Annotated in this window: 20 protein-coding genes; 13 read left to right on the top strand and 7 right to left on the bottom strand. The window is 38.2% G+C overall.

The annotated features are described in order from the left end of the window. The first annotated feature begins 7 nt into the window (after nt 1-7). The 8 genes from NPX98_RS03545 to NPX98_RS03510 all read left to right on the top strand — a co-directional run bounded on the left by NPX98_RS03545 (nt 8) and on the right by NPX98_RS03510 (nt 6353). The gene (locus NPX98_RS03545) at nt 8-601 is read left to right on the top strand and encodes a nicotinate-nucleotide adenylyltransferase (RefSeq protein ID WP_269022694.1); all 594 of its coding nucleotides are present in this window, start codon (nt 8-10) and stop codon (nt 599-601) included. Between the two features lie 64 nt (nt 602-665). After that, nucleotides 666-1067: a ribosome silencing factor gene (gene rsfS / locus NPX98_RS03540; protein ID WP_269022719.1), complete on the top strand. Its 402-nt coding sequence runs from the start codon at nt 666-668 to the stop codon at nt 1065-1067. 488 nt (nt 1068-1555) lie between these two features. Then, nucleotides 1556-2770, top strand: coding sequence for a murein hydrolase activator EnvC family protein (locus NPX98_RS03535; protein WP_269022693.1), 1215 nt, complete (start codon nt 1556-1558; stop codon nt 2768-2770). Continuing rightward, nucleotides 2760-4070, top strand: coding sequence for a S41 family peptidase (locus tag NPX98_RS03530; RefSeq protein ID WP_269022692.1), 1311 nt, complete (start codon nt 2760-2762; stop codon nt 4068-4070). The genes NPX98_RS03535 and NPX98_RS03530 overlap by 11 nt, the downstream gene beginning before the upstream one ends. A 60-nt stretch (nt 4071-4130) precedes the next feature. Next, entirely contained in the window at nt 4131-4652 is a 522-nt protein-coding gene (locus NPX98_RS03525) for an RNA pyrophosphohydrolase (RefSeq protein WP_269022691.1), read from the top strand. Nucleotides 4653-4757: 105 nt separating this feature from the next. Beyond that, a complete protein-coding gene (locus NPX98_RS03520; RefSeq protein WP_269022690.1) occupies nt 4758-5303 on the top strand; it encodes an invasion associated locus B family protein in 546 nt (181 codons plus the stop codon). Nucleotides 5304-5662: 359 nt separating this feature from the next. After that, entirely contained in the window at nt 5663-5956 is a 294-nt protein-coding gene (locus NPX98_RS03515; RefSeq protein ID WP_269022689.1) for a YggT family protein, read from the top strand. 55 nt (nt 5957-6011) lie between these two features. After that, nucleotides 6012-6353: a DUF167 domain-containing protein gene (locus NPX98_RS03510; protein WP_269022688.1), complete on the top strand. Its 342-nt coding sequence runs from the start codon at nt 6012-6014 to the stop codon at nt 6351-6353. A gap of 559 nt (nt 6354-6912) precedes the next feature. On the opposite strand, the gene ppa is transcribed toward NPX98_RS03510, so the two are convergent. The 3 genes from ppa to mgtE form a co-directional block, all read right to left on the bottom strand. Continuing rightward, nucleotides 6913-7440 (bottom strand): inorganic diphosphatase, encoded by a 528-nt coding sequence (gene ppa / locus NPX98_RS03505; protein WP_269022687.1) that lies wholly within the window; start codon nt 7438-7440, stop codon nt 6913-6915. Between the two features lie 66 nt (nt 7441-7506). Continuing rightward, nucleotides 7507-9333, bottom strand: coding sequence for a translational GTPase TypA (gene typA / locus NPX98_RS03500; protein ID WP_269022686.1), 1827 nt, complete (start codon nt 9331-9333; stop codon nt 7507-7509). A 394-nt stretch (nt 9334-9727) separates the two neighbouring features. Next, nucleotides 9728-11104: a magnesium transporter gene (gene mgtE / locus NPX98_RS03495; RefSeq protein WP_269022685.1), complete on the bottom strand. Its 1377-nt coding sequence runs from the start codon at nt 11102-11104 to the stop codon at nt 9728-9730. A 383-nt stretch (nt 11105-11487) separates the two neighbouring features. Here mgtE and NPX98_RS03490 point away from each other — a divergent pair, with 383 nt between their 5' ends. Next, nucleotides 11488-13512, top strand: coding sequence for a M3 family metallopeptidase (locus NPX98_RS03490; RefSeq protein WP_269022683.1), 2025 nt, complete (start codon nt 11488-11490; stop codon nt 13510-13512). A 66-nt stretch (nt 13513-13578) separates the two neighbouring features. Here the strand turns inward: NPX98_RS03490 and NPX98_RS03485 are convergent, their stop codons facing one another. Both NPX98_RS03485 and NPX98_RS03480 read right to left on the bottom strand, forming a co-directional pair. Beyond that, complete coding sequence (locus NPX98_RS03485; RefSeq protein ID WP_269022682.1) at nt 13579-14637, bottom strand: SGNH/GDSL hydrolase family protein; 1059 nt, start codon at nt 14635-14637, stop codon at nt 13579-13581. 15 nt (nt 14638-14652) lie between these two features. Then, entirely contained in the window at nt 14653-15909 is a 1257-nt protein-coding gene (locus NPX98_RS03480) for a lytic murein transglycosylase (protein WP_269022681.1), read from the bottom strand. A 265-nt stretch (nt 15910-16174) separates the two neighbouring features. Here NPX98_RS03480 and galU point away from each other — a divergent pair, with 265 nt between their 5' ends. After that, nucleotides 16175-17065 carry a UTP--glucose-1-phosphate uridylyltransferase GalU gene (galU, locus tag NPX98_RS03475; RefSeq protein ID WP_269022680.1) on the top strand — a complete coding sequence of 297 codons (891 nt, stop codon included), beginning with the start codon at nt 16175-16177 and terminating at the stop codon, nt 17063-17065. Between the two features lie 391 nt (nt 17066-17456). Here galU and NPX98_RS03465 read toward each other — a convergent pair whose 3' ends face one another. Further along, complete coding sequence (locus NPX98_RS03465; RefSeq protein ID WP_269022679.1) at nt 17457-17837, bottom strand: hypothetical protein; 381 nt, start codon at nt 17835-17837, stop codon at nt 17457-17459. Between the two features lie 283 nt (nt 17838-18120). Here NPX98_RS03465 and NPX98_RS03460 point away from each other — a divergent pair, with 283 nt between their 5' ends. The 3 genes from NPX98_RS03460 (at nt 18121) to guaB (ending at nt 23185) form a co-directional block, all read left to right on the top strand. After that, nucleotides 18121-19506 carry a sigma-54-dependent transcriptional regulator gene (locus NPX98_RS03460; RefSeq protein WP_269022677.1) on the top strand — a complete coding sequence of 462 codons (1386 nt, stop codon included), beginning with the start codon at nt 18121-18123 and terminating at the stop codon, nt 19504-19506. Nucleotides 19507-19948: 442 nt separating this feature from the next. Beyond that, nucleotides 19949-21520, top strand: a complete 1572-nt coding sequence (locus NPX98_RS03455; protein ID WP_269022676.1) for a phospholipase D family protein — start codon at nt 19949-19951, stop codon at nt 21518-21520. A 159-nt stretch (nt 21521-21679) separates the two neighbouring features. Beyond that, nucleotides 21680-23185 carry an IMP dehydrogenase gene (gene guaB, locus NPX98_RS03450; RefSeq protein WP_269022675.1) on the top strand — a complete coding sequence of 502 codons (1506 nt, stop codon included), beginning with the start codon at nt 21680-21682 and terminating at the stop codon, nt 23183-23185. A gap of 167 nt (nt 23186-23352) precedes the next feature. On the opposite strand, the gene NPX98_RS03445 is transcribed toward guaB, so the two are convergent. Beyond that, nucleotides 23353-23502, bottom strand: coding sequence for a hypothetical protein (locus NPX98_RS03445; protein WP_269022673.1), 150 nt, complete (start codon nt 23500-23502; stop codon nt 23353-23355). Nucleotides 23503-24065: the final 563 nt, after the last annotated feature.

Raw genomic sequence — 24065 nt, 5'->3', positions numbered from 1 at the left:
AAATCGGATGCCGCATGTTGAAAAGTCCAATATTGTTGGTCTTTTTGGCGGTTCATTCAATCCTCCGCACGAGGGGCATCTTCTTGTCTCAAAGAGTGCAATTCAGCGTTTGTGTCTTAATCAATTATGGTGGATGGTTACTCCAGGTAATCCTTTAAAAGATTGCACAGAATTACCACCTTTACATGAAAGGATGCGATTAAGTATTGAGCTTATTCATCATCCAAAGATTCGTGTAACAGGTTTTGAGCGCGCTATGGAGAGCACAACGTCGGTAGAAACGGTTTTTCATATTCTAACACGCTATAGCGGAGTGCGTTTTGTGTGGGTTATGGGTGCAGATAGTCTAGCAACGTTTCATTATTGGCATCGGTGGCATGATCTTGTCTCCATGCTTCCGATTGCTGTTGTTGACCGCCCTTTTACAGGTTTTTCAGCACTCTCCTCTCCTATGGCACGAACTTATCGTTCTTTTCGATTGGATGAGAGAAAAAGTAAAATGTTGCCTTTTATGGATCCACCGGTTTGGACTTATTTGCATGGACCTTTGTCGTTTCAGTCTTCAACGAAGCTTCGTTTAAAGAAGAATGATTTTTCTTGAATATTGGATAATATTTTGCAACTTTACTTTTTAGAATAGCTTCTCTTTTTTTGTATTTCGAACAATAAGAAAGGATATCAATCTGGAAAATACTTCACAAAAGTGCGATCGTAATATCGTTTTAGTAGAAAAGGAATCCTTTTCTGTGGCGGATAGTCTTAATATTATTCTCAATAGTTTAGAAGAAACAAAAGCGGAAGATATTGTATCTATTGATCTTCAGGGAAAATCATTTTTGGTTGATTACATGATTATTGCTTCAGCCCGTTCGCAGCGTCATGTATCGGCGATCGCCGATACTTTGTTATACACTTGGAAAGATAGTGGACATGGTAAAGCAAGGGTAGAAGGGCTTGTTGGGGGTGATTGGGTGTTGATTGATACAGGCGATATCATTGTGCATCTGTTTCGTCCAGAAATTCGTGCTTTTTATAATTTAGAAAAAATATGGCTTGTTTCAGATTGAGATAATATAATCTGACTTGTGTTGGGAGGCAATTGAGATGCAAATCTCTTATTTAGCTTGTTTTTACAAGAACTAGAGCTGTGAGATTTTATTTTGTAGAGCAACAAATATATCAAATAGATGAATTTGGGAGATGCTGCGTTTGTTCGTGGAAAATTTTGTAAAAATTTGCTTTAAAAGTATTGATTTATTGTCTTTAATGAGCATGAAAAATCGTTTTTATTGTCTGTCGTCATTGAAAATTTGAAGATCCATTGTAGGATGCGATGGTCGCGTTAAATTGCGTATTTCGTATAAAAAAAGCTTGATAGGGCTGTCATTTTTTCGTCATTATCTTGCCCGTTGATTGATTCTTTCATGTGGTTTTTAGCATCTATTTGTGCACTTATTAATATTGTTTTAGATGATACCGTTTAAAGCATTCTGAGTTGAGGTGTTTGGGTTTTATAGTGAGACAAATGAAGTGGTTTCATTTATATAAGAGACATATGATGTCTGTGGTTCTGATGTTGAGCATGGGGGTTTGCTCGTCGGTATCATATGCGAGAGATATGAATAATCGTGAAGCAATGCATAAAGCGTTAACAGAAATTCGTCAGAATATTTCTGTATCCCGTGAGCAGGCTTCTTTTCTTGCTCGTCAAGTTGATAGTTTAAAAAAAGACCAACGTACTTTGACTGATGAATTAATCAAAGTAGCTAAAGCAGAACGTGACGTTGCAAATTATATTGCTGACAGAGAAAAAAAACTTAAGAAACTTATAGCACAGCAAGTGCAAGTACGCCAAAATTTAAAAAGCCGTTGTGTTGAGTTTTCAGAAGTGTTAGCTGTTTTAGAAAAGATGGGTTTGAATCCACCACCCGCTCTCATGGTTCGGCCTGATGATGTTTTGACTTCTATTCGCAGTTCTGTTTTGTTGGGGGCTATTATTCCTGAGATGCAAGAAAGAACTCTTTCTTTGATGGCGAATCTTAGAAAATTGACTAGTTTAAGCAATTCAATTACTGCGGAGTATACGGCTCTAAAAATTGAAGTGCAAGATCAAGCTAAACAACGAAAACATTTAGAGCTTTTACTAAACGAAAAAGCAAAATTACAAAAACGATCAGAAGAAGAACTTATAGAGCAGAGGCAAAGGAATATTGCTCTTGCTAAAAAAGCTCAATCGTTGGAAGAATTAATTTTGGAGCTTGATCATCAATCACGGTCTTATTCTCCAACGCAGCTGCAGAAGAATTTACAATTGTTTGAGCAGTTCGATTTTGAAAGTCGAAAAGGTCATTTGTTTTTACCTGTTGTGGGTAAAAGAATTAAAAGATTGAATAATAGTTCGCATGCTACACGTTTTGGTGAAATGATTGAAACAGAACCAGAAGCGGTGGTGACAGCACCAGCTGATGCTGTTGTTGCTTTTGCCGGCTTATTTCGTTCTTATGGGCAGTTAGTTATTCTCAATGTTGGACGTGGTTATCATATCATTCTTATTGGCATGGCTAAGGTTAATGTAACTCAGGGACAGATTGTTCTGTCAGGCGAGCCTCTTGGTACAATGGGGGCACAGTCTATTGCGAACACTGTTGCATTGGATATAGGCAAAAGTACTCCAGTGCTTTACATTGAATTTAGAAAGTGGGGGAAATCTGTGAATCCAACCCTTTGGTGGCGAACTGAAAAAACAAAAAGGAACCAAAATGATTCGTAAAGTTACTTTTTTGGTCGCTGGGGTATTGCTCGGCACCAGTACAATAATGGTGGCACGGTCTGTTGCTGCAAATGATGAAGGAGATATTTATAAGCAGATGTCCATATTTGGCGATGTTTTCGAACGCGTGCGTGAAAAATATGTGACAGTTCCAGATGATAAAAAGCTTATTGAAAATGCTATTAATGGCATGCTCTCATCATTAGACCCACATTCATCTTATATGGATCCAGAAGAAGCCAAGAGTATGCGTGCTTCTACGAAGGGAAAATTCGGCGGTCTTGGTATAGAGGTGACCATGGAGAACAACTTTGTTAAAGTTATTTCCCCTATGGATGATACACCTGCTTCAAAAGCAGGTATTTTGGCAGGGGATTTAATTTCAAAAATTAATGGCGTACAAATAAATGGTCAAACATTGAATGATGCCGTTAACAAGATGCGGGGTGAAATTGGAACACCAGTTACGTTGACAATTATTCGTTCTGGTGTTGATGAGCCATTTGAGGTTAAGGTTATTCGTGATATCATCAAGGTGAAGGCGGTTAAGCATCGCGTTGAAAGTGATATTGGTTATTTAAAACTCATCCAATTTTCTGAGCAGACTTTTAGTGATCTTCAATCGGCAATTCGAGATATTCAGACTAAAATTTCTAAAGATATTCTGAAGGGCTATGTTCTTGATTTGCGGCTTAATCCTGGTGGTTTACTGGATCAAGCTGTTAATGTTTCAAGCGCTTTTCTGGAAAAAGGAGAGATTGTATCGACACGTGGTCGCCAAAAAGAAGATGTGACACGATTTGATGCTAAGCCGGGAGATCTGATCAAAGGAAAGCCTCTTATTGTACTCATTAATGGTGGTTCTGCAAGTGCTGCTGAAATTGTCGCAGGTGCTTTACAAGATCATCGACGTGCTACAATTGTAGGCACACAATCCTTCGGGAAGGGATCTGTTCAAACGATTATTCCTTTAGATGACAAGGGTGCTTTGCGTTTAACGACAGCACTTTATTACACGCCGGCTGGCACATCAATTCAAGGTACTGGGATCACACCAGATATCATTGTAGAACAACCCTTACCTGAGAAATATAATGGTCACGATGTTAAAGTTGGTGAATCTGAGTTAAAAGGACATATCAAAGGAAACCAGGAAAGCGATAAAGGTTCTGGCTCAGCTGCTTTTGTTCCAAAAGATCCTAAGGATGATATTCAATTGAAAGTAGCCTATCAGCTATTACGAGGTGAAATGGAGAATGCGGCATTTCCACCAGATCCTAATAAAAATTTTTTGAAGTAAGAAGACGTTTTTGTAAGCTTATAATTTTTCATAGGATATGGCTCTTTAGGGAGTAATTACATGAATACAATCGTTGATTTTAATGCTCTTCCTTATCGGAAAGGCGTCGGAATCCTTGTATTTAACCATGAAGGCAAAGTTTGGATTGGACGTCGTCTGATAACAGATATTCATGACAACGTTGAGATATCTAAGCGCTGGCAGCTCCCTCAAGGGGGGATTGATAAGGGAGAAAAGCCATTAGATGCAGCACGGCGCGAACTTTATGAAGAAACAGGCATCCGATCAGTAAAGTTGATTAAGGAAGCACAAGAATGGTTTCATTATGATTTTCCACAAGAACTTGTTGGATATGTTTTAAACAATAAGTATCGTGGACAAATACAAAAATGGTTTGCTTTTCAGTTTGTAGGAGAGCTTTCTGAGATCGCAATTAATCCTCCACCAGGTGATAATATAGCAGAATTTGATCAGTGGAAATGGGTTGATCTGGAAACACTACCTTCACTTGTTATTTCTTTTAAAAAACATGTTTATATGAAAGTTGTTCGTGAATTTCAAAATAGTCTTAGGTATTTATGAAAATTACATTATTGTAAAAGATAATTTTTTTACTAGAATGCTTTATATTGTGCATCGTTGTTAGAAAAAAGTGATTCCATTTTATTTAAAGAACTAGGATATCAAATGAAAAAAATAGTAAATTTCTTTGTAATTTTTGCTTTCTTAAGCATTTCTTCTACAGCATTTGCACAGAATGCAAAACCCAATGCGGCCTCATTGCCAAATGGTGCTTCTTCTCTAACCGAGACTTATGGTTTGTGGCGTGTTCACTGTGGCTTACAGGAGGGGAAAAAGGTTTGCTCTATGAGCCGTCAGGAAGTGAATGATCAAAATCGTATTGTTGTTGCTGCGGAAATTAAACTCAATTCTGATGGTAGCGTTTCTGGTGATTTGCTCGTTCCTTTTGGCATTTTGGTTTCTAAGCCTGTTCATTTACAAGTCGATGATGGGAAGGCTGTTATTGAAACCGCTATTCGAACCTGTTATCCAGGAGGTTGTTTGGTTCCAATAGCATTTGATAAGAATTTTATAGCAGCTTTGCGTGCTGGTAAGCATTTAAAATTAGCTATGACGGTTGCTGTTTCAGGTGAACCAGCTCTAAATGATTTGTTTGTTCAGCTGAATGGTTTTAGCAATGCACTTAATCGTTTGGCTGCCTTGCAGAAATAATTTTTAAAGCAAGAGAAAAGCGGCTTCTCAAAAGCCGCTTTTAATTTAGTGCATTTTTGCAAAAAGTGATCATTGCGATAGCTAGAGAGTTGCGTGAGAGATATGCTCTCAGGCTTTTTAAGCTCTTTTTTCTTTTCGGTTCTTTTCCTCTGTTTTCTAGCGCGTTCCTTCTTTTGATATTTATCGTTAGTCTGCATTATTACGATACTGTAGCTTAAGGTTCAAATGCTTGTATTTTTTCTTGCTCGTAAAAAATAAGTTTTAATGCATAAGAGTATAAAGTCGTTTTTCAATAGGTTTGTTTTCATAAATACTTTATATACAATTTTCCATTCTGTTGATTGCTAAAGGAATAAAGAATGATCTATGCATTGTTTCGAATAATTGATTTTATGTTCGATATTTATATTTATATTTTGATCGCTAGTGCTGTGTTTTCTTGGCTGTATACATTTAATGTTGTGAATACTCGTAATCGTCTTGTTGCTGAGATAGGGAATTTTCTCTATCGCGCTACGGAGCCAGTTCTCGGTCGTATCCGGCGTTTTCTGCCCAATCTTGGTGCGATAGATATTTCACCTATTGTTGTATTTCTGATTATTTATTTTATTCGTATATTTATGTGGCGTGCTTATGAAGGTTTCTTGTTCTAAAAATAAACATATGATATCTGGTGATACGTGATGTTTCATTAAAAGGCGAAACATAATGTTTTATCAGATTGATGCCAATGGGTTACTGCTATTTGTACATCTTTCTCCCAAGGCTTCAGAAGACAGCATTATTGGAGTTAAAAGCAGAGACGACGGAAAGCAGCATTTGGCTATACGTCTTCGTGTGGTTCCTGAAGATGGAAAGGCAAATAAAGCATTAATTAAATTTTTGGCAAAACAATGGAAAATACCCTCTTCTTGTATTTCTCTGAGAAGTGGTGCAACATCACGCTATAAACAGCTCTATTTTTCAGGATATTTAAAAGATCTGGAGCAGATATTGTTGGCCTTAAGAGATCGTACCTCTATACAACACTATGCTCATCTCCAATCTTAAACCATTGCAAAATTAAGCATCTTCCTTCTTACTTCTACAAACTGGAAATTAATTCCTTAATCCCTTTCAGCATATCTATCAGTCATTCATAAGCTGTAATAACTAAAATGCTGATGCTCAGTAGCCTATAAACCATACGTATGATATATATACTTAACCCTTTTTAGCTTTTGCTAAGTACTTCAATGATAGTCAAAATCTTTACTATTTTGCATCTTTAATTCTTTATTTAATTCATAAAAATGTGAGGTCTAATAAAATTGGTTCACACATCATTTACGCCCCTCGCTTTCGCTATAGGGGTATACATACCCTCTTGGGCTTCCACTCTGTAAAACTTTTATTCTTACAGTATCTTATCTAATCTTTTAAAGATTTGGATTAGGTTTTGTTTAAGAGTTGGAACGAGGTTGTGTTCCATTTTTTTTCAGTTCGATTTCTAAGCGATTTTTAATTATTCGTTCATGAATGATAGCAGTCCTGATATAAGAAAAAGATAAAAGCCTATTTATTTAAGAAGCAGATTATTCTCCTCAATAGGCTTTGTTTACGTAAAGTATTATTTTTTTCCACGCTCAATAGCTTGCTTAATCAATTCACGTGCAATATCGTTATCACGCCAACCTTCAATTTTAACCCATTTCCCGGGTTCAAGATCTTTGTAATGTTCGAAGAAATGTTCAATTTGCTTTAATGTAATTTCAGGAAGATCCGTATAATTATGAATGCTGACATATCGTTTCGTTAATTTTGGAGTAGGGATAGCGATAATTTTTTCATCTTTACCACCGTCGTCTTCCATAACTAAAACACCGATTGGACAAACATTAATGACGCAACCGGGGATGAGCGGACGGGTATTACAGATAAGAACATCAATCGGGTCACCATCTTCTGACAATGTATGGGGAACGAAACCATAATTTCCAGGATAGACCATTGGCGTATGGAGAAAACGATCAACAAATAACGCTCCGGATTTTTTATCCATCTCATATTTTATGGGATGGCCACCAATAGAGACCTCGATGATGACATTGATGTCCTCTGGTGGATTATTGCCAATAGGTATTTCTTTAATATTCATGTAAATATCCTTTCCGAAATAAAGTTAGGCCAAATACGACGGAATATTTGGCCAAAGAAATCATCATCAGATTAACATTGATGAACGTGTTTTTTCAAACCGCTTGCGTTCATTTGGATCGAGATAGAGTTTACGTAGACGAATATTTTTAGGCGTTACTTCCACAAGTTCATCATCTTGTATCCAGGAGAGGGCACGTTCTAAGGTCATTTTGATGGGAGGAGTCAATTTAACGGCTTCATCTTTTCCAGCAGCACGCATATTGGTTAGTTTTTTTCCTTTTAAAACATTGACCTCTAGGTCATTATCGCGTGAATGGATGCCAACAATCATCCCCTGATAGACTTTAACGCCCGCATCGATCACCATAGGTCCACGATCTTCAAGATTGAAAAGTGCGTAAGCGACGGCTTCGCCATTATCATTTGAAATCATAACACCGTTGGTACGGCCGCCAATTTCTCCTTTATAGGGCTCATAAGCGTGGAAGAGACGATTCAATATTGCTGTGCCTCGTGTATCGGTTAAAAGCTCGGATTGGTAACCGATAAGCCCTCGCGTTGGTGCGTAGAAAACAAGGCGTACACGATTACCACCAGAGGGGCGGAGTTCCACCATTTCACCTTTGCGTTCTGACATTTTTTGAACAACGGTTCCAGAATATTCTTCATCAACATCGATTACAACTTCTTCGATTGGTTCAAGAGTTGTTCCGTTTTCATCTTTATGCATCACCACGCGTGGACGAGAAACACTCAACTCAAAACCTTCACGGCGCATATTTTCAATCAGAACTGCAAGCTGTAATTCTCCTCGTCCTGAAACATAGAAGGAATCTTTATCTGCTGACTCTTCAATTTTAAGAGCGACATTGCCTTCTGCTTCTTTCAACAAACGATCGCGAATAACACGGCTTGTTACTTTATCTCCTTCCGTTCCTGCAAGAGGGCTATCATTTACGAGAAAGCTCATAGTAACAGTGGGAGGATCAATGGGTTGTGCTGTGAGCGGTTCATTGACCGAAGGATCACAGAAAGTATCCGCAACGGTGCCTTTTTGTAGACCTGCAATTGCGACAATATCACCGGCACTACTTTCTTCAATGGGTTGCCGTTCTAGTCCACGGAATGCCAAAATTTTTGAAATACGTCCCGTTTCTAAAAGTTTTCCATCTTGTCCAAGAACTTTGACACTTTGATTGGGTTTTATAGATCCTGAATGGATACGACCTGTGATGATCCGCCCCAAAAACGGATCGGCTTCAAGAATAGTTCCGATCATACGGAATGGTCCTTCAACAACAGCTGGTGCAGGGACATGGCGGAGCACGAGATCAAATAAAGAACTTAGCCCTTGATCTTTTGGGCCTTCAGGGGATTCTGCCATCCATCCATCGCGACCTGATCCGTAAAGAATGGGAAAATCAAGCTGTTCATCGGTTGCATCAAGAGCGGCAAAAAGGTCAAAGACTTCGTTGATAACTTCATCTGCACGTGCATCAGGCCGGTCAATTTTATTAATGGCAACGATAGGACGTAGTCCTACTTTCAACGCTTTACCAACCACAAATTTGGTTTGTGGCATGGGGCCTTCAGCTGCATCAACAAGAACAATTGCTCCATCGACCATATTAAGAATGCGTTCAACTTCTCCACCAAAGTCAGCATGCCCGGGAGTATCAACAATGTTAATTCTCGTATCTTTCCAAACAACGGATGTTGCTTTTGCTAGAATTGTAATACCGCGTTCCTTTTCGATATCGTTTGAATCCATCATACGCTCGCTTGTGCGTTGATTATCGCGGAAGTTTCCTGATTGTTTGAGCAGCCCGTCTACTAGTGTTGTTTTGCCATGGTCAACGTGGGCAATAATGGCAATATTACGCAATTGCATAAATTTTTTCTTTTCGTTTAATGGAATCTCATGTGAGGCAAAGCTTTCATATTCTTCACCTTACGGTTCAAAGTCTTTTACGGTTTTTTATAAAAAAACTTTCATACGAAAAGCCTTTTACAGGTTTTTTTATAATTTGGGAAGGGGAAGAACTTTTTTTATAAAGAAGATATTTTTAAATTTTTTGCATTTGCTACAATTTTATTTTTTAGAAGTTTTGAAATGCGTTGTTTCTTTGAAATATAAGCTTATTACGGAGAATTTATTTTATTGTAGGGTATCATTTTGTATTGCTTGTATACTTCATATCAGAGTGTGCACTGAAAGAAATAAATCATGCAATCTGATTTCTGCATAGAAGAGATCAGGTTGCATTGAATGTATTTTTTGCGCATTAAAGGAGTGTTCCTGATAAAATGAGTGAAGCAACAGAAAAATAAATCACAATGCCCATGACATCCACTAAGGTTGCTACAAAGGGAGCTGATGCACTCGCTGGATCAAAATTCAGACGTTTAAGGATAAAGGGCAGCATAGAGCCTGCCAAAGAACCGAACATAACGATTCCTACCAACGCTGTTCCCACTGTTATAGCAATAAAAAACCAATGTTCACCATAGTCATAGATACCGAGCTGTTGCCAGAAAACAATGCGCATAATTCCTATGATTCCAAGTAAGAGGCCAAGAGATATTCCTGTTGGGATTTCACGAACGATGACTTTCCACCAATCTTTAAGTGTCAGCTCACGTAAAGCTAATGCGCGAATAATAAGGGATGTTGCTTGCGAACCGGAATTTCCTCCTGAACTCATAATAAGAGGGATGAATAATGTAAGGGCGATGGCTTTTTCGAGTTCTGTTTCAAAATATTGCATAGCGCTGGCTGTCAACATTTCGCCGATGAACAGTAAGGCGAGCCAGCCACCGCGTTTTTTCATCATTCCAAAAAAATTGATTTGCATATATGGCTTATTGAGGGCTTCCATACCCCCAAATTTATAGGCATCCTCACTCATTTCATCGACCATGGCATCGAGCACATCGTCAACTGTTACAATTCCAATGACATGATTGCTGTCATCAATAACTGGCACAGAGAGCAGATCATGGCGCTGAAAAAGGCGTGCAATATCTTCATGATCTGTGAAAGGGGATATGGTAACGGGTGTCTCATGTGTTGAGACATCTAGAATTTTATCGTCAGGTGAGGCGAGAATAAGGTTACGGAGTGAAACAGCTTTAAGAAGTGTACTTGTTTTAGGATCAATAACATAACTTGTGTAAACGGTTTCGCGTGTTCGTTCGACTTCGCGAATGTGATCTAGCGTTTTTTTGACAGTCCAGTTTGCTGGGATCGCTATAAATTCTGTTGTCATTAATGCACCAGCTGTGTGATCGGGATAACTGGTAAGTTTTTTTAGTTCGGTTCGTGTTAAGGGTTTGAGCAGGGCGTAAAGCCGTGTGCGTGTTTCTTGATCCATTTCTTGAAAGACATCCGCAGCGGCATCTGCGGACATACCATCAAGAATTTCGACAGAACGATGGATAGGAAGAAGCTCAAGAATAGCTGCTGGTTGTTCAAGTTCTGGCTTGTCAAAGAGTTCAATCGCGTACTCAAGTGGCAAAAGACTGAGAATGGTTACGCGTTCCATAATATCGAGATCATTGAGTACGTCAATTGAGTCCGCAAAATGACGATTTTTTAGTTCTTCAGCTATCGCTTCAGTAGATAAATTTGTGAAGTCGAAGGTTGTTTTGATTTCAGTCATGATGCAGCACCTTCTAAAGGACTAGGAAATTATGGATCCAGATATATGGATAAAATAAATCGGATAGGGGGTCACTTAAAATTTATAGAAAACTTAAAACAAATTCTTCTCAATTATATTTCTAATTGTTAATATTTTAAATAAAATCAAGGATAGATTACGAGCTATAAACAATTTCATTGGTTAAATAAATAGAGCTGTTTATCTTTGGTTTATCCTACTAGACTAATTTTTTGTTTTTAATTGTTTGTATCAAATATGGATTTAAAAAACTGCTTTGAGACACACGAGGTTATTTTAAAGTCTTATTAAACCGTATATCATCAATTTGTATTGAGAGGGGGTTGTTTCCTCTTAAAACTATAATGGAGACATAGAATATTATGACAAAATCAGCGGTGTTGGATTGGCAAGGCTTGTCAGGGTTTCCTGATTTTTCTTCAATAAGTGATGACGATTTTAAACCTGCTTTCGAACAAGCTCTTCAAGAAGCCGAAGCAGAAATCGAAGCAATTGCAGCTGTTGAAGAACAGCCAACGATTGACAACTTTTTACAGCCTCTTGAGCTTGTGGGCAAGGCACTCGATCGTGTGTGTTCAATATTTTTCTTGCTTACGGGTGTACAGAGCAATGCATTGATTCAGCAATTGGAACAAGAATTTGTTGTGAAGCTATCGCGTTATTCTTCAAAAATTATAATGGATACGCGGATATTTATGAAAATGGATGCGCTCTATACACAAGCGCAGCAGGGTGTATATGACAGTGAAACGACGCGTGTACTTGAATTGTGGTGGAAAAGGTTTGTTTGCAATGGTGCAAAGCTGGATGAAGTAGGCAAAAAACGTCTTATTGAAATCAATGAAAAGCTTTCTTTTTTAGGGGCTACTTTTGGTCAGAATGTCTTAAAAGATGAGGCTGAGTGGGTTTTGTTTTTAGAGCAAATGGATTTATCTGGTTTGCCGGATGATCTCATTGCTTCAATGAAGGAAACTGCCTGTGAAAAGGGACATAATGGAACCTATGCATTGACATTAGCGCGCTCGATTGTTGAACCCTTTTTGAAGTTCTCTCATCGTCGCGATTTGCGTGAGAGAGCATTTCAAGCTTGGGCTAAACGCGGTGAAAATAACAATGATAATGATAATCGAGCAATTATTGTGGAGGTTATCAAGCTTCGGAATGAAAAAGCTCAATTGCTGGGTTATCAATCCTTTGCAGATTTGAAGCTAGATAATACTATGGCTAAGAGCGTTGAGGCTGTTATGAATTTGCTTATGCCTGTATGGGAAAGAGCGAGAACCAAGGCTGCTAACGAACAGACTGAATTACAAAATTTTGCAGAACATCAAGGAAGAAATGAACCCTTAGCAGCTTGGGATTGGCGTTATTATGCTGAAAAATTACGTGCAGAGAAATTCTTTTTCGACGAATCCGAGATCAAACATTATTTCCAGCTTGATCGCATGATTGAAGCCGCTTTTGCGGTGGCAGAGAAACTCTTTGGGATTTCATTTGAAGAAAAAACCGCTTTGACACTTTGGCATCCTGATGCACGTTTGTGGGAAGTTAAAAAATCTGATGGAAGCTTGCTTGGGCATTTTATTGGCGACTATTTCGCACGTTCTTCAAAGCGGTCTGGCGCATGGATGAGCTGTCTACAATCTCAGCATAAGTTGGGGAATGGACAACATCCCATCATTTACAATATTTGTAATTTTGCAAAACCACCCAAAGGGGAGGTTGCTCTTTTATCTCTTGATGATGCACGTACACTTTTTCATGAATTTGGGCATGCATTGCATGGTTTGCTTTCTGATGTAACATGGCCATCTATTTCAGGAACATCCGTTTCGCGTGATTTTGTTGAACTTCCTTCTCAACTCTACGAACATTGGTTAACTGTACCAGAGGTCTTAAAATCTTATGCTACACATGTGAAAACAGGAGAGCCTATGCCGCAATCTCTGGTAGACAAGATCTTATCAGCACGGACATTTAATGCTGGTTTTTCTGCTGTTGAATTTACTTCATCGGCTTTAGTGGATATGGCTTTTCATAAAGGTATAACAGTGGCTGACCTAACAAAATTTGAGCAGGAGGAGTTAGATAAGTTGAAGATGCCAGAAACAATTATTATGCGTCATCGTCCTTCGCATTTTTTGCATGTGTTTTCGGGTGATGGCTATGCGGCGGGGTATTATTCTTATCTATGGTCAGAGGTGCTTGATGCTGATGCTTTTCAGGCTTTTGAAGAAACGGGTGATGTTTTTGATCGAGAGCTTGCGGATCGGTTGAAGTATTTTATCTACTCCGCTGGAGGGAGTCGTGATCCAGAAGAACTTTATAAAGCATTCCGGGGGCGGTTGCCCTCCCCTGAAGCAATGATTCAAAAACGTGGATTGTAAAGTATAAGCGGTATGGATGATACTGTGCCGCTTTTTAACAATTAGACTTTATCTTTTGCAAAGATGTTATGGATAAGAAAAATTATCGGCTCTATTAATTTGGTGGCCATTTTTGCGCAACCACGGTTTTTGTATTAGACTCTGATCTATTTTGTAAAGTAAATGAGTATCGTGTTTCGCCATATCAGCAAGTTTCATTGGTGGTTGGCGTTCAATATTATATGGTTTTTGTGATATATTTTGGGTTCTGACATTGGTTGGACGTATATTTTCATAGGAAAATATGGAAGCGTTTAGAATGGTGTCTAATGGTGTGCTTAAATAGAAAACAAGTTTTTGTTTTCCTTGAGGGGTAAAGTTAATGCCGTCATCGGTGCGTAATCTGACGGTTTCTTTATTTAAATTATAACCTGAAAGAGAAAATTGGCCTTGTGCGGAAATAAATCCATCCCAAATATCGACGAAATATCCTCCTGCTGCTTCTGTTTCTTGCTTATAGAGTTTATTAAAGATTTGCATTTGTTGTGTTAAGCTTTGATTTTTCAAAGCAGGTTGTCCCATCCATATCCATGGTTTTCTGGTATGATGAAGAATTTTAACAATTTCGATAATTCTTTGCTTATAGATGCTTATCCATTCTGGCTGAACAGGACTTAATAGGCCGTTCGATGTTGCAATTGGTTGATTATCATTTGCGCCTATCATGATAACAATGGCGTCAGGTTCATTCTGATCGATGATTTTAGGCAGATCATTTTTCCAAGAATAGTAATCAGTTCTAACTAAGCCAGATGCAGGTACTGCATTGTTTATAATGTCTATATCAGTCTTATCAGTAACACGTTTTTTAAGTTCAACAGCAACGATAGAAGCTACAAAATCTCCTATGATGAGAACTCGTTTTACATTTTCTTTTTTTTGTAGAGTTTTCTGCGCTACAGTCTTTTTTTGTGGCTGATATATTGTGTGGTCTATAATTTGCGGTTGTTGCTGTGGTTTCTCCTGTTTTTTATTGAACAAAAATTCAAAAAAGTTTTGTGCCTGGCTTGGTGGTGGTGGTATAACAATAAAGGCAAGAGTAGAAAAAAGCAGGCAAATCAAATACATTAGGTGAAAACGGTTCATGGAATTTACTCCAGATTATTGTTTTCTCAAAAGTGAAAGAACTTCAGGGGTTGGGTATCCATTTGCTTCTAAGCCATGACGAAGCTGAAAAGCTCGAATTGCTTTTTGGGAAGCGGAGCCAATTTTGCCATCAATTTCGCCTTTATAATGACCAAGTGCCGTTAAACGTGATTGTAATTCTATACGCTCTTGGAAAGTAATAGGTTTAAATGGTCGATTCCAGTTTTGAACCAATTCGGGATGTCCAGAAAGACGATCAGATAGAAGAGCAACAGCGAAAGCATAGCGATCTGCATTATTATAACGTTTAAGAACAAAGAAATTTTTTGTTACCAAAAATATAGGTCCATTTGGCCCATCGGGAAACTTTAATATTGCTTGTTCAGATGAAAAAGGAAAAGGTTTACCACGTGCATGTTGCACACCCAGTTCTGTCCATTGTTTAAAGGAAAGCCATTCTTTAGGGAGTTTTTTCCCCTGTGGTAATTTGACTTCAAATCCCCAAGGAAGATTAGATTTCCAACCATTCATGTGGAGCAGGTTAGCTGCTGTAGCGAGCGCATCTGGAATTGATGTCCAAATATCGCGGAATCCATCTCCATCTATATCAACAGCATAGGCAAGATAACTACTCGGAATAAATTGCGTATGCCCTAATGCACCGGCCCAAGATCCGATGAGTTGCGAGCGATGAATTTTACCATTTTGTAGAATTTTCATGGCTGCAATAAGTTGTGTGTGCGCATATTTTTGACGTTTCGGATCAGCATAGGCTAAGGTTGCTAGTGAGCGGATAATGTCGCGCATCATACTTTTATTGGTTAGGATTTTTCCATAGTTGCTTTCCATTGACCAAATAGCAAGAAGGATATTGCGGTTAACACCGAAACGTTTTTCAATTTTGTGTAGCCATTCTTCCCAGTTTTTATGTTGGCGTTGTCCTTCCATAATTGCGATATCATGAACCCGATTGTCAAAATAGTGCCATGCTGGATCAACAAATTCTGGTTGATATGCTGCTCTTTCTAAAACTTCTGGGTCAATTTCGTTGATGGTTTTAAAAGCTATGTCAAATGTAGAAGATGAAATATCGTTGGCTAAGGCTATTTTTTTAAATTCATTAATCCAGCGTTTAAAGCCATCATCGGCGTGTGCAAGCGAGATAAAAAGCATTGAAGAAACAGAAAGAATAGATACTACGCCAATAATAACTATTCTCCAGTTTATTCTTTTTTTGAAAGGGGAGAATACATTAAAGTCCATTTTTTTCATTTTTTGATTTCCATCAATGTTCAAGTGCTTGGATGTTCAATAATTTTACCTTTGTATTTGGTTTAGCAGAGTTTGTTATCAAGTTAGATAGAAAGGTTGGATTGTTTGCAATGGAGAAGTATTCTGACCAATGTATATTTTATTGCATCCTTTTCTTGTCTGTTATAATAGCAATTGAGATCATAAGATATTTTTCTAACTTTTAAGTAAAGAAATATGATCAATTGGGCTAGAAGGTCTCATAGAGTTTGTGGGGGTAGTAAGAGTGCATAAAATCCGTAAAGCAGTATTTCCTGTAGCAGGCCTTGGTACTCGTTTTCTTCCAGCCACAAAAACAGTTCCAAAAGAAATGCTGACTGTTGTTGATAAGCCTGTTATTCAATATGTTGTCGATGAGGCACGTGAAGCAGGCATTGAACACTTTATTTTTGTCACTGGACGTAATAAAGCGGTGATTGAAGATTATTTTGATGCTCAGATTGAGCTATATACAACACTTGCTGAACATGGCAAAAAAGAAGAACTTGAGCATTTACAAGATTTGCAGCCTCAACCAGGTATGACTTCTTTCACGCGGCAACAGCAACCTTTGGGGCTGGGACATGCTCTTTGGTGTGCGCGTGAGTTAGTGGGAAGGGAGCCTTTTGCTTTATTATTACCAGATATGTTGATGCAAGCTGAAAAAAGTTGCCTTTCTGAGATGATTACTCTTTATGAAAAAACAGGTGGGGGAAATATTATTGCGGTTCAGGAATGTAATCCGGAAGAGGTTCATAAATACGGTATCATTGGAAAAGGAAAACAGGTTGCAAATGGTTTTGAAATCATAAAAATGGTAGAGAAACCAACAAAAGACACTGCTCCATCTAATCTATACATCAATGGACGTTATATTTTACAGCCAGAAATATTTGATATTCTTTCCAAACAAGAACGAGGAGCTGGGAATGAAATTCAGTTGACAGATGCAATGATGCAGCTTTCAAATAAGCAGGATTTTTTTGGTTTTCAGTTACGAGGACACACTTTTGATTGTGGTTCTAAAGCTGGTTTTATTGAAGCTAATGTTGCATTCGCTCTTGCGCGTGCCGATATGAAGCAGCAGGTTTCTGTTTCATTGAAAAACTTACTTGAAACTATTGAAGTCGAGAGATAATATAAATCTATCGTGTAATTTTATTGACCAAGTTTTGTTCTGATGATTCAGTTTTCTAATCTGTTAGGTGCGGTCTTACGTTAGCAGTAAGAGCTATTATTAGCAAAAAAAGAGGTTGAAGGTCTTGAACACCTCTTCTTATGTATTTTTCATTCTCTTTTAGTTTGTGCAGCCGTTCAAATCATTAAGAATGCTATAGGTCATCTAGCGATTACTGGTTTTGGTAAAGGAGCGCTTATATAAAGGTACAAAAATTACTGCACCTTTAGCTTCGATTAGAGCGGCGGCCTTTTTTGTGTATGCTGTAAAAGCTAATCATGGTCATTTTTGTATGATGAGTTCTGATGATGTCATTGCTGTCTATGTTTTATAGAACAGAGGCTTTGAGACCTTATTTATAAGTGTTGCGTTGAAGGAAAAATTGCAACCCCGAACGTGATGTACAGAAAAGTTGTGTTTTATTATTTGATGTCGTACAATGTACCAGAGATATTGTTCCACGGAGAATTGAGCGCATCTCAATTTCTACATGGTGATCATCGGTATAACGGTAAGAACCTTCGGATAGTCTTTCATTTGTATCCGCTGCTCGCGTTTCAAAAATGCCATTGCGGAAAGAAGAAATAATACCGTTTTCATCAACCCATTCACCATCAATTTTAATCGATGTATTTTGTACCGGTAGGTATTGTTCACTATATTGCGAAAATTCACACGCGACTAATGCTATCGCGACGACTATAAAACACAAACTACGGCAGGTATTTCTCATTTATTCACTCTATCTGTTTTTCTGTACTGTCCAATTTTAACTTTGTTCGGTTTCGCCATTAGTCAATATAAAACTTTTGATGAAAATCAACGCAAAATCAAAAAATTATAAAAAAATGCCTTAATGTTGTATTTTAATAACAATCAGACAGAGGCAGTTTTTCATGCACAAGAGGTAAAATGTATTCTTATGGTTTGCAATGCCACCCATATTTGCAGTGATACCCATATTAATGGTGCCGACATTTGTGTGCTTAGTAGTCTCAAAGGAGATTATTGACATTATGATTGGTCCCATTCTTGTTGCAGGTGAAGACCACGGTAGGCGTGTAGAGCTTACGGATACGCTTCGAGGTCTTGGTTACCGAGTTATTGAAGCAGAAAATGGTTTACGTACGATTGATCTTTTACATAGACGTAAAAGTATTGTGCTTGCGTTGCTTGATGTTGTCATGAGCGATTTTAGTGTGAGTGATGTAATCAAAACGATTAAATCTGCAGGTGTCTCTGCCCCTATTATTGTTATTGCAAAGCAAGATAATCAAGATTTGCTTCAAAGGGCTTTAAAAGCTGGAGCTATTGATTATTGGGTTTATCCAGTTACACCACTGCGATTGAGAGTTACCCTGAATAATCTCGCTCGTATTTCAGCATTGGAGCGTGAGGTTCATTATATCCGGCGACATAGTGAAAATCATTTACGATTTGCTGATCTTTATATGAAAAGCCGAGCAATGCAGGTGGTTTTAGAGCAATCAAAAAAAGCCGCGACTTCCTTACAGAATCTTTTGATAGAAGGTGAAGTAGGAACGGGTCGTGAGACGTTAGCGCGTATTATTCACCATGAAGGTTTGTTATCAGAAGGTCCTTTTATCCGCTTTCAGTGCTTGGCTAGTGTTGATCCAGAAGAAGAAAACCGCTTGTGGTTTGAAAAATTTTTGCCATTGGTTTCTTCTCTTGACAAGGGCACACTTTGCCTTTGTGATATTGATCGACTTGAGCCTCTACAACAAAAGCGTTTTGCGCATTATCTTGAAGAGAGAGCAAAGGCTACAAAGGAATCGAAACCGTCTTTTCGTATCATTGCCATTTCGACATCGCGGCTTGCCGATTTAGTTGAGGACAACTTTTTTTTGCGCAGTTTATTTGAGCAGTTTTCCCAATTGTCCATCAATGCTCCATCTTTGCGAGACTTGAGAGATGATCTCCCAGAGATTTCACAATGTTTGATTGACCGCATCATTACTGAAACAGGGCGATCACATGTGCATGGTTTGTCAGGTTCAGCTATTGCATTGCTTATGCAATATGATTGGCCTGGTAATCGTAGCGAACTTGAGAATTTGTTGTTTCGTGCGGTTTTACTTAGTGAGGGGCCATTGTTAACTGTTCGGGATTTTTCACAATTAATGGGGCATCCATTCGTTGGTAAAACAAATGTTATCTATAGTGATGTTCAAGAGAACTATGAAACACAATCTATACAATTTTTAAATGCTGATGGTCATGTTCGTATGTTCTCTGATATAGAGCGTGATATTATTGAAAAAGCGGTTAAGCATTATAAGGGACATATGAGTGAGGTGTCTCGGCGTCTTCATATAGGGCGTTCTACGCTTTATCGCAAAATAGCCGAATTAAAGGCGGTAAATATTCCAGACCGGAAGTGAAAAATCTGCGACAGATCCACATTCATAAGAAATATGCTTCTCAGAGAAGGAGAATAGCTTTTGATCCATCACTTAAGGGATTTCAATTTCAAAGAGAATATTGTTTGTTATAGCATTTAAGCGTTTTTGGTTATTTTTTCAGGTGATATTTTTTTACATTCAATGTGTGTAATATTTTCTGATGGTACGTCACTCAGCTCTATTCTCTTGTGAGGATTTTGGCTCTTTGATTTAGATTGTACTGACATATGATAGGAATAACACTCACATTCTTTATCATCAGATTCAGAATTCTAGATATATGAATGCTATGTTTATGGTTTTTTAAGTGAAAGGTAGCTTTCTGTTTTTTATGTAATTTGGAATGGTGAGACCATTGATTTTAATAGCGTGGTTCGTATTTATGGGAAGTGTGATGGTTTAAAATAGAAAGTTTATCTTTTTGACTCTGTTCCAAATTGTTATCAGTTTTACCCTATTTTTTTTTGTAGCGTCTACGTTTGCAATTTATACTTATGGTCGTTTTGCTCAAAGTGCTAGAGGGGAATGTTCTTATGCATTTCATGTTCAGGAAAATGAAACTAAGCTTGATCGTATAGTGTGTCAATTGGCAAAAGAGACAAATGGTCTAGGGGTTGATAAAGATGCTCTGTCGCTCATTGTCAATAATTTAGATGCGTTTTATGTTCGTGCGATGAGTGCAGCACAGGCAGGACGTAGTCTAGATTTAATGTATTACATATGGGATGATGATTTAACGGGGCGGTTATTACTCAGTGAAATAGTGGAAGCAGCTGATCGTGGTGTGCGGGTGCGCCTTCTTTTGGATGATATTCATGCGCAGGGGCGTGATCCTGCTTATGTTGCACTTGATAAACATCCTCATATTGAGGTTAGAATGTTTAATCCAGGTCGAGCACGTAATGGCAGGTTCCGCCGCGGTTTAGAAATGATATTGCGCGCAATTATTGTGACGCGTAGAATGCATAATAAAGCTTTTATTGTAGATGGGCGGATAGCTTTTGTCGGGGGTAGGAATCTTGCAGATTCTTATTTGGGTGCAGGTAAAAAATCGAGTTTTCGAGATTTAGATCTTATGTTAATTGGTCCATCGGTTAAAAAAGTGGAAACTATCTTTGATAGCTTTTGGAATAGTGCAGTTGTTTTACCAATTCGTACTTTGGTTGTTCCAAAAAATGCAAGTGATCTTGGAAAGTGGAAGGATAAATTACGGACATTTCGTAATTCCAATGTTGCAAGAAGCTATTTGGATTATATCAACCAGCACATTCATTTTGAATATTTTATTCAGGCTGGAAAGCGATTATTTTTAGCGGATAAAGTTGATGTTCTTTCTGATCCTCCGGAAAAGGCATTGCGCAAGAAAGCAGGGAATTGGTTACTGGAAGCACTTTCACGGGTTATTGGGAGCGCTCAAAAAACGATACAGATTACATCTCCTTATTTTGTTCCTGGTAAAGTGGGCACTCAAAATTTAAGAAATTTGGTATCAAAAGGTATTGATGTAAAGATTCTGACTAATTCTTTGGCGGCTACGGATGTTGCAGTTGTGCACAGTGGTTATGTGCCTTATCGCAAAGAGTTGTTGAAAGGTGGCGTTAAGCTTTATGAATTAAAACCAGAAGGGGGATCACATCGATTTCGGTTGTTTCGATCCAGTAGGGCAAGTTTACATACAAAAGCTTTTTTAATTGATCGAAAAACGGCTTTTATTGGATCTTTTAATTTTGATCCTCGATCAGCTTCGCTGAATACAGAAATGGGCATTCTTTTTGAATGTGCACCGCTTACTGCTCGGTTAGATTTACTTTTTTCTGAAGAAACAACAGGTGAAATGAGTTATCATTTACGTCTTGGTGATAATAATCGTGTTTATTGGGATTTTACCGAAAATGAAAAACAGTACAGTGTTGATTGTGACCCTGAAAGCAATTTGTGGCGTCGCGCATTTACAAAAGTAATCAGTTGGCTGCCTATTGAATCACAGCTATAGATTGTATATCGGGAAAAATATTTATTTCTCTTTTCATTTTATTTATAGCGTGGCATAATCTATCGTTAATTCACAACTTATAAGAACTGTACTATGAGGACCGTAATTGCATCTTAGAAGCTATTTGCGGTATTTTGCTGTTTTAAGGAACTTAGAGCTATGGCAAAAATTATTGAAACAAGAACGGGTGTATTAGCATTGACATTTGATGATGTGCTCTTACAGCCAGGTCACTCTCTTGTTATGCCTAGTCAAGTGGATCTTAGAACACGTATCGTAGCTGATATTGAACTGAATTTGCCATTACTTTCTGCTGCAATGGATACCGTGACAGAATCGCGTTTAGCGATTGCTATGGCTCAAGCTGGTGGTCTCGGTGTTATTCATCGCAATATGTCTCCTGCAGAGCAAGCAGAAGAAGTCCGTCAGGTTAAAAAGTTTGAATCGGGCATGGTTGTTAATCCAGTCACTATTGGGCCAGATGCTACACTTGAGGAGGCAAAAGCTTTAATGCGTTCTCATGGTATTTCGGGCATTCCAGTTGTGGAAAATGATTCTCATGGTGGAATTACTGGTCGACTTGTTGGCATTTTGACCAATAGAGATGTCCGTTTTGCTTCAGATCCAAAACAAAAAATCTATGAGCTGATGACACATGAAAATTTGATCACAGTACGTGAAAATGTTCAAATGGATGAAGCGAAGTATCTTTTACATTATCACCGCATTGAAAAGTTATTGGTTGTGGATGAACAAGGTCGCTGTGTTGGTTTAGTGACGGTTAAAGATATTGAAAAGGCACAATTAAATCCAAATGCTGCCAAAGATTCTCAAGGTCGCTTGCGCGTAGCAGCTGCAAGTAGTGTAGGAGATGATGGAATTGAGCGAGCTGAGCGATTAATTGATGCTGGTGTTGATCTGTTGGTGATTGATACGGCTCATGGGCATTCTCAACGTGTGTTAGAGACAGTCGAACGTATCAAGAAAATGACGCTATCTGTTCCTGTCATTGCAGGTAATGTGGCGACTCCACAAGCAACACAGGCATTGATTGATAGTGGTGCAGATGCGGTGAAGATTGGTATTGGTCCTGGATCTATTTGTACAACGCGGATTGTGGCTGGTGTCGGCGTACCTCAGCTCGCAGCCATTATGGGAGCTGCAGAAATTGCTGATAAAGCGGGTATTCCTGTTATTGCAGATGGTGGGATCAAAGCTTCTGGCGATTTCGCCAAAGCTTTAGCAGGTGGGGCAAGTGCTGCTATGATCGGTTCTCTTTTAGCGGGAACAGAAGAAAGCCCCGGTGAGGTTTATCTCTATCAGGGGCGGTCTTTTAAAGCATATCGTGGTATGGGGTCGATTGGTGCTATGGCGAGGGGATCAGCAGATCGCTATTTTCAGGATGAAGTCCGCGATGAACTTAAATTGGTCCCTGAAGGTGTTGAGGGGCAGGTTGCATATAAAGGTCCTATAGCATCAGTTCTACACCAGCTGGCTGGTGGTTTACGTGCTTCGATGGGTTATGTCGGGGCAAAAAATTTACGTGAGTTCCATGAAAAAGCAACATTTGTTCGTATCACAAATGCTGGCCTTCATGAAAGCCACACACATGGTGTTGCCATTACGCGAGAAAGTCCGAATTATTGTGGTCCCGTTAAGATGTAAAATTTAGAGTTATTGTTCATTGGAATGAAAAATTTTTTTTAAAAATAATATAGAAAGACGCTATGGTTTTTTAAAAGCACCCCTCTATATAGCTATTTTAGACATGCACAAGGAAAGAATTGGAGTATCAATATCCAATTCTTTCCAGAATTTTTTAAGGAAGTAGTTTAGCGTTTTGTATATACAGGATTAGTTTTTTGTGCTCGTTTGTTATCGTTAGCATAGTCACTATGGCAAGATTTTTTTCGAGTATTTGAAGGCATTTTAGGCTGACTGCTTTTGGAAGAAGCCATTTTCCCATTATTATGATTATTCATTATTTTCTCCTTTTTAATTATTTGGCATGTGCCAGTACGGAAAAAACGATTGTGCTCAAGAGTAGTTCCAATAATTTTTGAAAAAGTTCATTGATGTTTTGAAATAATGAAATGCATTGATATAATATTTGCAGGCATGTTTTTTCAGGAAAATAGTGTGTTATGTGGTGTTAGCCATTTTATGTTGAGAGCTATTTATTAAGCTTGCTAAATGCAGTTTTACGAATGCGAAGTGCCTTATAATGCTGTGTTATCATCACTAAAAAGGGTGTGATGATCGATGATGATTTAAGTTTTGAGATTAAATAAAAGATGCGCATTTGGAAAGATGACAAACGCGTTTATGAGTAGGTACTGAGGTTAAGTTGTGGATGATGGTAAGCTATGAAAAATCATTTCTCCAAGCTTTGTTCCTATACGTATACTGACCAAAGCGTTGTTCATGTAGATTTCACGGTTTAAGGTTGTACACAGTTTTGCATAAATTTAAGAGTGCATAGGGATTTTGTTATTGTATTATATCTTCATATTTTTTTCGTATAATTATTCAGAATCTTTGTGAA

Source organism: Bartonella sp. A05 (assembly GCF_026930145.1).
GTDB lineage: Bacteria > Pseudomonadota > Alphaproteobacteria > Rhizobiales > Rhizobiaceae > Bartonella.
The sequence above is the reverse complement of the archived record's forward strand: the minus strand, read 5'-3'. Positions and strand labels throughout refer to the sequence as shown.